The organism is Rhodanobacter sp. MP7CTX1 (genome assembly GCF_014205795.1).
In the GTDB taxonomy this organism is placed as follows: Bacteria; Pseudomonadota; Gammaproteobacteria; order Xanthomonadales; family Rhodanobacteraceae; genus Rhodanobacter.
Window position 1 is genome coordinate 40,430 of sequence record NZ_JACHCN010000023.1, and the last position, 12,494, is coordinate 52,923.

Annotated in this window: 9 protein-coding genes; 5 read left to right on the plus strand and 4 right to left on the minus strand. The window is 63.3% G+C overall.

Features of this window, described 5'->3' with window-relative positions:
• Window positions 1-325 precede the first annotated feature (325 nt).
• Window positions 326-1,117, minus strand: coding sequence for an AMP nucleosidase (locus tag HDE77_RS19315; RefSeq protein WP_184419552.1), 792 nt, complete (start codon window positions 1,115-1,117; stop codon window positions 326-328).
• Window positions 1,118-1,316: 199 nt separating this feature from the next.
• Between HDE77_RS19315 and HDE77_RS19320 the strand changes: the two genes are divergently transcribed.
• Window positions 1,317-2,261, plus strand: coding sequence for a DegV family protein (locus HDE77_RS19320; RefSeq protein WP_255482825.1), 945 nt, complete (start codon window positions 1,317-1,319; stop codon window positions 2,259-2,261).
• Window positions 2,262-2,425: 164 nt separating this feature from the next.
• On the opposite strand, the gene HDE77_RS19325 is transcribed toward HDE77_RS19320, so the two are convergent.
• Window positions 2,426-3,208, minus strand: a complete 783-nt coding sequence (locus tag HDE77_RS19325) for an SDR family oxidoreductase (protein ID WP_184419553.1) — start codon at window positions 3,206-3,208, stop codon at window positions 2,426-2,428.
• Between the two features lie 119 nt (window positions 3,209-3,327).
• Here HDE77_RS19325 and HDE77_RS19330 point away from each other — a divergent pair, with 119 nt between their 5' ends.
• Window positions 3,328-3,537, plus strand: coding sequence for a hypothetical protein (locus HDE77_RS19330; RefSeq protein ID WP_184419554.1), 210 nt, complete (start codon window positions 3,328-3,330; stop codon window positions 3,535-3,537).
• Window positions 3,538-3,646: 109 nt separating this feature from the next.
• Here HDE77_RS19330 and sppA read toward each other — a convergent pair whose 3' ends face one another.
• Both sppA and HDE77_RS19340 read right to left on the minus strand, forming a co-directional pair.
• Window positions 3,647-5,506: a signal peptide peptidase SppA gene (gene sppA, locus HDE77_RS19335; protein WP_184419555.1), complete on the minus strand. Its 1,860-nt coding sequence runs from the start codon at window positions 5,504-5,506 to the stop codon at window positions 3,647-3,649.
• A gap of 38 nt (window positions 5,507-5,544) precedes the next feature.
• Window positions 5,545-6,933 carry an MATE family efflux transporter gene (locus HDE77_RS19340; protein WP_184419556.1) on the minus strand — a complete coding sequence of 463 codons (1,389 nt, stop codon included), beginning with the start codon at window positions 6,931-6,933 and terminating at the stop codon, window positions 5,545-5,547.
• Window positions 6,934-7,036: 103 nt separating this feature from the next.
• Between HDE77_RS19340 and HDE77_RS19345 the strand changes: the two genes are divergently transcribed.
• From HDE77_RS19345 to HDE77_RS19355, 3 genes are all read left to right on the plus strand, one after another.
• Complete coding sequence (locus HDE77_RS19345) at window positions 7,037-8,146, plus strand: DUF3667 domain-containing protein (RefSeq protein ID WP_184419557.1); 1,110 nt, start codon at window positions 7,037-7,039, stop codon at window positions 8,144-8,146.
• 134 nt (window positions 8,147-8,280) lie between these two features.
• Window positions 8,281-9,486 carry a DUF3667 domain-containing protein gene (locus tag HDE77_RS19350; protein ID WP_184419558.1) on the plus strand — a complete coding sequence of 402 codons (1,206 nt, stop codon included), beginning with the start codon at window positions 8,281-8,283 and terminating at the stop codon, window positions 9,484-9,486.
• 426 nt (window positions 9,487-9,912) lie between these two features.
• Window positions 9,913-12,087 (plus strand): primosomal protein N', encoded by a 2,175-nt coding sequence (locus HDE77_RS19355; protein WP_184419559.1) that lies wholly within the window; start codon window positions 9,913-9,915, stop codon window positions 12,085-12,087.
• The last annotated feature ends 407 nt before the right edge of the window (window positions 12,088-12,494 follow it).

The window sequence follows — 12,494 nt, forward strand, 5'->3', positions numbered from 1 at the left end:
ATCAACTTACAGACCCCAGATCTGCTGATCCGGGTCGATACTAACAGGCAAATAACGCTACGTGAACACGTTACACACTTGCGCTGGTCAGCAAGCGGCGGCTCGAGGTTGCGTTCTGACACCATGTCTGGTGCGACTTTCGCGTCATGCCAATGATTTACACGGCTCTTTATCACGCCTCCTTTACACATTGTCAACAATTTTTGTACGAAAAGAAGTTGCGTATGGCGGGGGTTCAGGTCGTCCGTTGGTCCATACGGAAGCGCATGCGGGCGCCTTGCGGCGCACCCCTCAATCGAGCCAGCGTGATGCCAGCACGGGCGGGTTACTCGGTTTCCGGGCCCTGCTCGAAGCGCAGGTGTTTCACGCTGCGGCCATTGCGGCGCACCAGCTTCAACGCCTCGATACCGATCTTGATATGCGCCTCGACGAACCTGGACGTGACGCTGCCGTCGCTCGCTTCGGTCTTCACCCCTTCCGGAATCATCGGCTGGTCGGACACCAGCAATAACGCACCGCAGGGGATCCGATTGGCAAAGCCGGCGGCAAAGATGGTGGCGGTTTCCATGTCCACTGCCATACACCGGGTGCGGCGCAGATAGTCCTTGAACGTATCGTCGTGCTCCCACACGCGCCGATTGGTGGTGTAGACGGTGCCGGTCCAATAATCGTGACCCAGGTCACGAATCATGGTGGACACCGCACGCTGCAGCTGGAACGCCGGCAACGCCGGCACCTCCGGCAGCAGGTAGTCGTTGCTGGTGCCTTCGCCGCGGATCGCTGCGATCGGCAGGATCAAGTCGCCAAGCTGATTCTTCTTCTTGACGCCGCCGCATTTGCCCAGAAACAGCACGGCCTCCGGCGCGATCGCGCTCAGCAGATCCATCACGGTGGCTGCGTTGGGGCTGCCCATGCCGAAGTTGATCAGGGTGATGCCGTCGGCGGTGGCGTTCGGCATCGGTCGGTCGCGGCCCTGCACGTCGACCCCATGCCACTGCGCGAATAACTCTACGTAATGACCGAAGTTGGTCAGAAGAATGTATTTGCCAAACTGCTCCAGCGCGGTGCCCGTATAGCGCGGCAGCCAATTGGAGACGATCTCCTGCTTGTTTTTCATTGCGTATTTCCGAATCGCGTTACCGGCGACGCCACGCCAGCGAGATGTCCGTTATGTCGCCCCATCTTATGCGTCGACCCACCACTGCCGCCAGTTTTGCGAACGGGGCCAAACTCGCCTCCGCGCTACTTGCAAACGCCGCCACCATCGAGCTGCATGATGATATGTTTGAATTGCCATTCATGAGGGGGAAGACGCGATGCGGATGGGCTTGGCTATCGATGCAGCTTGCGATCTGTCGCAGGCATTCCTGCAGCAGCACAACATAGCGGTGATGCCGATCACCGTGCGCGTGGACAGCGAAGTCTTCATGGACGACCGCGAGCCGGCCGAGATCCAGCGCTTCATCGACCGCAGGCTGGGTAGCCGCAGCCATTCGGCGGAAACCGAACCGTGCCCGGTGGAAGAGGTGCAGGATCTTTTTCTTGGGCGGCTGGTACTGGAGCAGGACTGTGTGTTCTGCCTGACCATCACCGCCACGCGCAGCCCGATCAACGAACACGTCAACCGCGCCAGCTTTGCGATCCTCAAGAACTACCGCAAGGTGCGCGAAGAGGCGGGTGTGGCTGGTCCCTTCATGATGCGGGTGGTCGACACGCGCAATATTTTTGCCGGCGCGGCGCCAGCGATCTTCGAGGCGACCCGGCTGATCCAGGCGAACGAGACACCGGCCGCCATCCGCGAGCGGCTCACCTACATCGCCAACAACAGCTATGGCTACATGCTGCCGCGTGATCTTTACTATCTGCGCGCCCGCGCCAAGAAAAAGAACGATCGCAGCGTGAGCCTGTTCAGTGCCGTGCTCGGCTCGGCGCTGGATATCAAACCGCTGTTGCGCTGCTACCAGGGTGAGACCGGTCCGGTCGGGAAAGTCCGTGGCTTTGACCACGGCGCGGAGACACTGTTCGGTTACGCCGCGCAACGGGTCCGCGCAGGCCTGCTGGTGCCCATGATGTGCGTCAGCTATGGCGGCGACCTGGCGGTACTGTCAGGCCTGCCTGGCTACGCCGGCCTGCGTGCGGCCTGTGACGAATGCGGCGTCGAGCTGATGGAAGCGCCCATGAGCATTACCGGCATGGTCAACGTGGGCGAAGGCGCCGTGACCTTGGGTTTCGCCGCCGAGGAACACGTCGCCGAGTTTTGATGGGATGCGCATGCGTTCGTGACCCGGGCGGCGGAGCATTCTGCAGCCCGGCCCGCAGCCACATCATCACAGGATGGATCGCCCATCCCACTACTTATATAGGTGCCGGATCGATGGCGTCTGCTGAGCGCGGCAGAGGGACGCGCTGAACCGTCCTGACGCCCTCAGTAACCGTAATTCAGAAACCCGCCATCCACCGCCAGCACCTGGCCAGTGATGTAGCTGGCCGCAGGTAGGCACAGGAACGCAATCGCGGCTGCGACTTCCTCCGGCTCACCGATCCGTCTCAGCGGCGTGTGATCGAGCACTTCGTCCAGATATTCGGGATCCGCCAGCGCCGGCTCCGAGCGCTGGGTGCGGATGTACCAGGGCGCCACTGCGTTGACGCGAATCCCGTCCACCGCCCATTCGGCCGCCAGATTGCGCGTGAGCTGGTGCAGCGCCGCCTTGCTCATGCCATACGGCGAGCCGGTGCGCACATGGGTGATACCCGACACCGAACCGACGTTCACGATCGCCGCGTTCGCATGCTGCACCAGCTGCGGGTGCGCCAGACGACACATCTCGAACGCCGAAAACAGGTTCTGCTCGAACACCAGGCGATATTCGTCTTCGCGATAGTCGAGCGTGGCCTTCGGCTGGTTGCCGCCGGCATTGTTGATCAGCAGCGACACCGGCGCCCCCAGGTCGGCGATCCAGTCGAACACTGCCAGACGCTCTTCGGCCTCGGTCAGGTCCGCACCGAACGCCAGGACCTCGATGCCGGCAAAGTCGTCGGTCAGCTCCACCCGGATCTGTTCGAGGTAGTCCTCGTCGCGCGCTACCAGCAGCAGGTCGGCCCCGAGGCCGGCCAGTTCGCGTGCGACCGCATACCCGATGCCCTTGCTGGCACCGGTGATCAGGGCGGTATGACCTTCAAGTTGCCAGGCATCGGTGCGTGTGTTCATCGGCGCAGCTTAAAACGTCCGTTCCGGCACGCATAGCTCGAACGACGGACAGCCTACGGTTCTTGCCTGTGCAGATGTCTGGCAGGACACTCGACACTTCAACACGCGGGAGAACCACCATGAAACCGTTGCCGATCCTGCTCTGCGTCCTTGCCCTCACTGCCTGCTCCGGCAAACCGCCGCAGCCCCGAGCCGAACCGGCCCAGGTCGCCACTCCGTTCGACGCACTGAAGGCAGACGAGCAACGCGCCAGGGACGTGCAGAAAGTCGTCGACAAACAAGCCGAGGAACAGCGCAAGCAGATCGATGCGCAGCAGGCACAACAATAAGTCGCGTAGGTTGGGTGAGCGCAGCGCCCCGTAGGTTGGGGTGAGCGCAGCGATGCCCAACATGGCGCCAAGGGGACGTTGGGCATCGCTGCGCTCACCCCAACCTACTTCAGCGTGGGCTGCACAGGCAATCGGCGTAGACGTTCGGGACTCCGGCTCTGGCATTGCGCAGCAACTGAAGCTCCGGCGCCAGCGCGGACAACTGGGCAAACCAGTTCGGCAGGCGTATACCCCAGGACTGCATCGCATGCACGCTGGCGCTCTGATTGAGGCCAATCAGGAAACGCTCGAAACCTCCCAGCGGCACCTCTTGATAACGCACCGGGTAGTCCTTGCCCAGCTTGGCCAGGCCGGCCGCATCGGACACCGCATCACGCAAACTTCCGAGCTGGTCGACCAGGCCGCGATCGAGTGCCTGCTGGCCGGTCCACACGCGACCCTGGGCAATCGCGTCGACTGCCGCGTAGTTTTTACCGCGTGCCTTGGCCACATTGCCGACAAAGTCGTGGTAACCCTTGTTGATGATGGCCTGGATCACCACGGCGACATTCGGATCGAGCGGGCGTGTGATGTCGAACGCACCGGCCATGGGCCCGGTTCCCACGCCGTCACTCTGCACGCCGAACTTGGCCAGCGTATTGGGGATCGTGTAGTACAAGCCGAAGATGCCAATCGAGCCGGTGATGGTGTTCGGCTCAGCGAAGATGCGGTCGGCATTCATCGAGATCCAGTAGCCGCCGCTGGCTGCCACATCGCCCATCGATACCACGACCGGAATGCCTGCCTCTCGGGTGAGCTGCACCTCGCGTCGGATCTGCTCGGCTGCGTACACTTCGCCACCGGGGGAGTTGACCCGCAGCACCAGCGCCTTCGTCTTGCTGTCTTCGCGCGCGGCGCGGATCAAGGCCGCTGTGGATTCGCCGCCAACCGAGCCGGCTGACTTCTCGCCACCGGCGATCTCGCCCTCGACCACCAAAACCGCCACGCCCGGCGTGAACGCACTTCCATTGCCCGGCAGGTTCGCGACATACCGCGTGAGGTTGACCTGACGGAAGCTGTGGCCCTTGTCGCCAGCGGGAACGCCTTCCTTGCGCAGCATCGTGATGAGATCGGCGCGGGTAGCCAGGCCATCGACCAGATGCTGGTTCAGCGCCAGCTGCGCCAGGTCGCCCTGGGTGCTGGCGATATTTGCCGGCAGGTTGTCGATGTCGGTGCGCAGCGTCGCCGGATCCAGCTTGCGCAAGGTGGCGACCTCGGCCAGGTATTCATCCCACAGACCGCCCATCCAGTAACTGTCCGCCTGCTTCGCCTCGGTGGAAGCATGCTCGAGGATGTAGGGCTCGGCCGCGCTCTTGAACTGGCCGACGCGGAACAGGTGCACATCGACGCCGAGCTTGTCGAGCAGGTCCTTGTAGAACAGCCGGTAGTTGGCCAGTCCGGTAATGATCACGCCACCCTGCGGATCGAGCAGCACGCGATCGGCATGTGCGGCAAGGTAGTACTGACCCTGATCGAGATTGGCCGCCCAGACGATCACCGGCTTGCCGGCTGCACGGAAACGATCCAGCGCCGCGCCAACTTCGCGCAGTGCGGCGAAGCCGCCGCTCTGCAATTCATCCGGTAGCAGCAGGATGCGGGTGATTGCCTGGTCTTTTGCCGCCGCATCGATCGCCGCCACCAGATCGCGCAGCTGCACCTGTTTCGGTTCGTTGCCGGACAGTCCGTCCACGGCTCGTTGCAGCGGGTCGATGCTGTATTGCTCGACCAGCTGCCCTTGCGGCCTGATCACCAGCACACTGTCGTTCTGCACTGTGCCCACCCGGGTGCCGGTCATCCCGCCGACGATCAGTACCGTCACGAAGAACAGCACGGTGAAGAACACCAGGTTGAGTATCACCAACCTGACCATGTTGATGCCGCGCAGAAAAACCAGGAAACCGTTTTTGCGGGGTGGCAGTGGTGGGATCATGCGAACTCTTCCAAAGTGATGGCGTCAAGCGTAGCCGGTCAGGCCGGCGCGGTCATGCCGAGGTGTGCCTGGCGCCAACGTTGTTTCCACGCGCTGCGCCAGAACCGAATGAACAACATCATCGCCGCCACTGACAGGCCGGCGATCAGCCCCATCCACATGCCGCGCGCACCCATGCCCTGATGGAACGCCAGCCACCACCCAACCGGCATGCCGATGATCCAGTAGGCGAACAAAGTGATCGCCATCGGCACGCGGGTGTCCTTGAGGCCGCGTAGCGCGCCGTTCGAGGCGACCTGGATGCCGTCGGAAAACTGGAACAGCCCGGCCAGCACAATCAGTTGGGCCGCCAGCCCGATGACCTTGGGGTCGTGGGTATACAGCGTGGCGATGAAGTGCGGCATCCCCAGCATCAGCCCGGCAGAGAACAGCTGGGTCACCAGCGTCAGGCCGATGCCGCAGAACCCGGCATAGCGCACGCCGCGCTCGTCACCACGCCCCACTGCATTGCCGACCCGCACCGTAATCGCCATCGCCAAGCCGAGCGGGATCATGAAGAACAGCGAAGCGATATTGATCGCCACCTGATGACTGGCAATCACGTCCTCACCCAGCGTGCTGATGATCAGCGCCGTCGCCACGAACAGCCCGGCCTCGGCCAGCAGCGTGATCGCCATCGGCAGGCCGATGTGCATCAACGCACCGATACGCCGCAGGTTCGGCCATTCGAAATGATCGACCAGGCCCAGACCGCGATAGTTGCGATGGCACAGCACGTAGATGCCGAAGCCCAGCATCTCCAGCCACAGCACGGTGGCCGTCGCGATACCGCAACCATGCGCACCCTGCGGTGCAAGCCCCAGCTTGCCGAACATCAGCACATAGCCCAGCGGCACCAGCAGCACCAGGCCGGAAAAACCGAAATACATCGACGGCCTGGTCAGCGACAAACCTTCGGACAAGCCGCGCAGCGCGAAATAGCAGGTCAGTGCCGGCGCCCCCCAGCTGATCGCCAGCAGGAAGGCCTGCACGTCGTTCCGCAAACTCTCCGTCACCCCGATCAGATCGATCAGCGGCGCCGCATGGCGTACGGCAAACCACAGCAGCACACCCATGCCTAGCGCGAGCCACAGTGCCTGACGAAACACCGCGCCGACTTCGTGCCGGCGACCGGCACCGTCGAGCTGCGCCACCGACGGTGGCACCGCCATCATCATGCCGATACCGCTGACGATCGCCAGCGACCAGATACTGGCACCGACGGCCACCGCGCCGAGCACGTGCGCACTGACGTGTCCGGCCAGCACGGCATCGATCACGTTGCTGCCGATCGCCGCCAGCTGGGCAAGAATCAACGGCAGGGCAAGGTGCACGGTGGCACGCATCTCATGTGCCAGACGCGCGCGTTCGGGACGAAACGGTTTCATCAGCACAGCAGACTCCAAGGCCGATCATTCTACCTGAGCCATAGGTCACGACTGCCGGCGCATCGTGTGCGAAGATCGCCGCGGCACCTCCCTGGAATCGCTCATGAAGCCGTTGACCAGCCACGAAGGATTGCAATGCGCCAACTGCGGCGTGCCGATGCAGGGTGAGTTCTGCCAGGCATGCGGCCAGTCGATCCACAGCGTGGTCAGGCCGATGCATCACATGGTCGAGGACACGCTCGACATGGTGTTTCATGTCGATGGCCGCATCGTGCATACGTTGCCACCGTTGTTGTATCGACCAGGCTTCCTGACCATGGAGTACCTGGCCGGCCGGCGCCAACGCTACGTGGCACCGTTTCGCCTGATGTTCGTGCTGTGCCTGCTGGCCTTCTTCGTCTGCCACCTGGCGGTGGACCACTTCATCTCGGTCGACACGGCAGCCAGCGCCGGCACCGGGGATTTAGCCAAGGACCCCTCCGCTGAAGCGGTGCGTGCCCACTACGAGCAAATGCGGAAGGACTTCGACACCCCACCAGCGGATTCGAAACCTCGCGCAAACGCGCCGCGGAAACGGCTGAGCACGGAGTTCGACCACGCCAATCACCGGCTCGCCCAGCTAGGCGCCGCGCCGCTGGAGAACCCGGCCATCGAAAGCGGAAACTTCAAGCCAGAGCAAGTGCACCTGAGCTGGCTCACTGAAGGCATGAATGCCAGCCTCAACCGCTCGATCGGCAAAGGCATGGCCAACCTGAGCGAGATGTCCAACGACGGCGAGGCGGGCGCCGAGGCCCGTGAACGTCTGTTTGCAGGCATGTTCGCCGTGCTGCCGCAGACCATGTTCATCCTGATCCCGGCGTTCGCCCTGCTATTGAAGCTGGTGTATCTGTTCCAGCGGCGCTTGTATATGGAACACCTGATCGTGGCGCTGCACGGTCATGCCTTTGTCTTTCTCGCCGTGCTGCTGGGCATGCCGCTGGTCCTGTTACGCGACTGGCTGCTACCGCATGCCGCCTGGACCGCGACGCCGCTGCAGCTGCTCATCTGGGCGCTACTGCTTTGGGTGCCGATCTATCTATTGATCATGCAGAAGCGGATCTATCGCCAGGGCTGGCTGATGACGACCGTCAAATACCTGTTCGTTGGGTGGTGCTACACCTTTCTGCTCGGGTATGCGCTGGTGTTCGCCGCCCTGCTCGGATTCACGCACTGAGGCGCAACGTTTTTATGCTTGTAGACCTGTCTGCGGCAGGCAACGATCACGACCTGCCATGCTGAGCCAGCGGACCTGACTGCCACGGCACATCGTGTGCGAAGATCGCCCGCTGCACCGTACGGGGATCATCCATGAAACCGTTGACCAGCCACGAAGGATTGCACTGCGCCAACTGCGGCGTGCCGATGCACGGTGAGTTCTGCCATGCCTGCGGCCAGTCGATGCACAGCGTTCTCAAGCCGGTACACGGCATGCTCGAGGAAACGGTAGAGACCCTGCTGCATATCGACGGACGCATCGTGCACACGGTGCCACCGCTGCTGCTCAAGCCCGGCTTCCTCACACTGGAGTATTTCAGCGGTCGGCGGGTGCGCTACATCGCGCCCTTCCGGCTGATGTTCGTGCTGTGCCTGCTGGCGCTCTTCGTCTGCCACCTGCGCATTGAGAACATGAACACCCAGATCGACCTGGGTGCGAAGACCGTGGTCAAGACGACTGCCAATCCGTTCAATGCAGCCACCACCCCGGCCGCTGTGAAGCTGTCACTGCAGCAAAAGCTGTCGGACCTCGAGCAGGCGCGCCAGGCGGCCGACGCGGTCGGCGGCAGTGCCAAGCTGGCGCTGGATTCGGCCGAACACACGTTGCGCCAGCAGGCTTCGCAACGACTGCTCGTCCTGGGGGTGGGTTCGCTGGGCGACGTTGCGCTGAGCCCGCCGTCCGCCACCTCGTCGCCGGCATCGTCTGCCACGAGCGAAGACGTCCATTCGAAGATCCCTGACGCAACGCTGACCAAGCCGACCCGGATCGAGATTCCGTGGTTGCCCGCGTTCTTCAATAAACGACTCTCGCGTGACGCCGACCATCTCAAAGCCAACGTGTACGCCATGAAACACGATGGACCCGGCCGTCAGGAAGCATTCGACCGACTGCAGGCCAATTTCTTCAGCGTGCTGCCGCAGACCATGTTCGTGATGATCCCGCTGTTCGCACTGTTGCTGAAGCTGTTTTATGTGTTCAGGCGGCGCCTGTACATGGAACATCTGATCGTGGCGCTGCACAGCCATGCCTACCTGTTCCTCAGCCTGCTGCTGGGCGTAGCAATCAGCGCCCTGTCCAGTTGGGTAGCGCCGCACGCGGCCTGGGTCACCCACCCCCTGAGCTGGCTGGAATGGGTGCTGGTGCTGTGGGTGCCGGCCTACCTGCTAATCATGCAGAAACGGGTTTACCGGCAGGGCTGGCCGATGACCGTGCTGAAATTCTGCTGCGTCGGCTGGTGCTATCTGTGGCTGCTGACCGCCGCCTTGATCATTGCCGCCGTTTTGGGCCTGGCCTACTGAGGCCTGGCCGCCCCAGTCGAGTCCTGATGGCCGCCGACATAGCCTGTCTGCGGGCCCGCCGCAAGGGTTTTACACAGCGTCATCAAGCTGTCAAGGCAAGTGACGGCAGTTTGTCAATTGTGTGAACTGCTCGTGGAGGGAATTTGCAAGCCACTGAAGTACAACATGTTTTTAGCGTGACTAAATCTTCGTCAAGTTGTCGTAAAAGGCGCTACGACGGGCCTCGGGGGCGCCCCTCCCCGTTACATCCACAGACTTATCCACAGGTCTTGTGGATAAGCGGAAAAACCTCTCAAGCAGAACCACTTACCTTCGACTTCTCGATAATCGAGCAGCAAGTGCATGCAACCCTTCGTGAGAGCGCTCAGCTGCCCGCGCAACGATGCCGCGGGCGTCACGGTTACACTGGCCCGCCGTGAGGTAAGCATGCCTGTAGTCCTTCGCGTTGCCCTGCCGGTGCCCCTGCTGACGCTGTTCGACTACCTGCCGCCCGCGGCGGGTGAGGCGCGCGCGGGTAGCCGGGTGCTGGTGCCGTTCGGTCGCGGCAAACAGGTCGGCGTAGTGGTGGCGATCGACGCTGAGACAGTGGTTGGCAGCCATCGGCTGAAACAGGTCATCCGGCTGCTCGACGACACCCCGTTGCTTGACGCCGAGCTGATGCAGACTCTGACCTGGGCCGCCGATTATTGGCTGGGCGCGCCAGGCGAGGCGTATGCGAACGCCTTGCCGCTGGCCTTGCGCGAAGCGAAACCGTTGCCAGCCCTCGGCGACGAATATTGGTCGCTGACCGTCGCCGGTCATGGCGCCCGGGATGCGGGCAGCCGTCGTGGTGGCAGCAAGGCATTGCTGGCGGTCCTGGGCGATGCTTCGATGAGCGCGCAACAGCTGACCGAACTGCTTCCGGGCTGGCGCGAGGCAGCGCGCCGGCTGGCCGCTGCCGGCCTGCTCGAGCGCAGCGAACGCCCCCCGCTCAACCATGCTTTGCCCGCCTCGCTCGCACCGCAACTGAACGACGAACAGCAACAGGCCGTCGCCGCTGTCGGCGCGAGCATCGGCCAGTATCAGCCATTCCTGCTCGATGGCGTTACCGGCAGCGGCAAGACCGAGGTGTATCTGGCGCTGATCGAACAGGTGCTGGCGCAAGGTCGCCAGGCGCTCTTGCTGGTGCCGGAAATCGGCCTGGCTCCGCAGACCGTGCGACGCCTGCGCGAACGGCTTGGTGTCATCGTCGAGGTGCTCCACTCCAACCTGTCCGAAGGCGATCGCGCGCGCGCCTGGCTGCGCGCGCGCAACGGTAGCGCCCGAGTCATCCTGGGTACCCGTTCGGCGGTATTCACGCCGCTCCCGGAAGCCGGGCTGATCATCGTCGATGAAGAACACGACAGCGCCTACAAGCAGCAAGAGGGGTTTCGCTATCACGCGCGCGACCTCGCCTTGGTGCGCGCCCGCGCGCTCGGTGTGCCGGTATTGCTGGGCTCGGGTACGCCGTCGCTGGAATCGCTGGCCAATGCCGAGAGCGGCCGCTATCGCACGCTTCATCTGCGCGCGCGGCCCGGTGCGATCCGGCCGCCGCAAGTGCAGATCATCGACATGCGCGCACAGCGGCTCGAGCACGGCATGTCACCGGCCCTGCTGGCTGCAGTGGCGGACACGCTGGCGCGCGGCGAGCAGGCCCTGGTGTTCCGCAATCGCCGCGGTTATGCGCCGGTATTGCTGTGTCACAGCTGCGGCTGGCATGCGCAATGCCCTCGTTGCGATCGTCCGCTGACCCTGCATGCAGGTCGTCGCCAACTGCTCTGCCATCACTGCGACTACCAGACCCGCATGCCATCCGCCTGCCCCACCTGCGGCGCCGGCGACCTGAAACCACAAGGCCAGGGCACCGAGCGGCTGGAGGAAGCGCTCGTCGCGCAGTTCCCGCAAGTCCCGGTGCTGCGCGTTGACCGCGAAACCACGCGTCGGCGCGATGCCTTCGAGCAACTGCTGGCGACGCTACAGAACGATCAACCCGCGATCCTGGTCGGCACTCAGATGCTGGCCAAAGGCCATGACCTGCCCAACCTCACCCTGGTCGCGATTGTCGGGGTGGACGAAGGCCTGCACAGCGTGGATTTTCGCGCCGGCGAACGATTAGCGCAGTTGGTTGTGCAAGTGGCAGGGCGCGCCGGACGCTCAAGCAAACCCGGCCGCGTCCTGCTGCAAACCCACCAACCGGAACATCCACTGCTGCGCAGTCTGCTGGCACGGGGCTACGCTGCCGCCGCACGCGAACTGCTGGCCGAGCGCCGCCAGATCCAGCTTCCGCCATACAGCCATCAAGTACTGCTGCGCGCCGACGCGCCTCTGCGCGAAGACGTCGACACGTTCCTCACTGCCGCCCACGGTGCATTGCCAACCAACGATCAGCTACAGATCGCCGGTCCCATGCCCGCACCGATGCCGCTGCGCGCTGGGCGCCAGCGTGGCCAGTTGCTGCTGGAAGCGGCCAGCCGTCAAACGCTGCATGGGATGTTGCGGCAATGGCAGTTGATGCTGACCGCGCTGCCATCGGCAAGACGGGTACGCTGGTCGCTGGACGTTGATCCGATCGATCTATATTGACCTGGGCTGCGAAGACGCAGACTGTCATTCCCCTTCGCAGCGACAAGTCACTCGCTCCCGCTCGTTTTGTAAGAGCGAATTCGAGAGCGAGGCTCTGGCTTTACTGCTGCCCTGCCTTTGCTCCTGCTCTGGCTTTGCTCCTGACCTGCCCTTGATCCAGCTTCCACAAACAGTGCGCGCAGGACGCGCGCCGCTCTACCCGGGGCCCCTGTGCGGCGGTGAGGTGGGGTCGACAGGCCCCGAAGGGGGAATCGACATGGATGTCGATTCCTTTTCGTCAGGACAGGAGTCCTGTCGAAAAGCCCGGCCCCACCTCACGGACTTGCCGGGCAGGGATGCCCGGCAAGCGCCAAGCGGGGTGGCCTTCTTATATGGACGCCTCCCGGTTTGGCAAGAGTCGCTTTGCT

Coding starts and splice junctions, on each gene's coding strand:
- HDE77_RS19350 (WP_184419558.1), top strand. CDS start 8,281: ATGAAACCGTTGACCAGCCACGAAGGATTGCACTGCGCCAACTGCGGC.
- HDE77_RS19315 (WP_184419552.1), bottom strand. CDS start 1,117: ATGAAAAACAAGCAGGAGATCGTCTCCAATTGGCTGCCGCGCTATACG.
- HDE77_RS19320 (WP_255482825.1), top strand. CDS start 1,317: ATGCGGATGGGCTTGGCTATCGATGCAGCTTGCGATCTGTCGCAGGCA.
- HDE77_RS19355 (WP_184419559.1), top strand. CDS start 9,913: ATGCCTGTAGTCCTTCGCGTTGCCCTGCCGGTGCCCCTGCTGACGCTG.
- HDE77_RS19340 (WP_184419556.1), bottom strand. CDS start 6,933: ATGAAACCGTTTCGTCCCGAACGCGCGCGTCTGGCACATGAGATGCGT.
- sppA (WP_184419555.1), bottom strand. CDS start 5,506: ATGATCCCACCACTGCCACCCCGCAAAAACGGTTTCCTGGTTTTTCTG.
- HDE77_RS19345 (WP_184419557.1), top strand. CDS start 7,037: ATGAAGCCGTTGACCAGCCACGAAGGATTGCAATGCGCCAACTGCGGC.
- HDE77_RS19330 (WP_184419554.1), top strand. CDS start 3,328: ATGAAACCGTTGCCGATCCTGCTCTGCGTCCTTGCCCTCACTGCCTGC.
- HDE77_RS19325 (WP_184419553.1), bottom strand. CDS start 3,208: ATGAACACACGCACCGATGCCTGGCAACTTGAAGGTCATACCGCCCTG.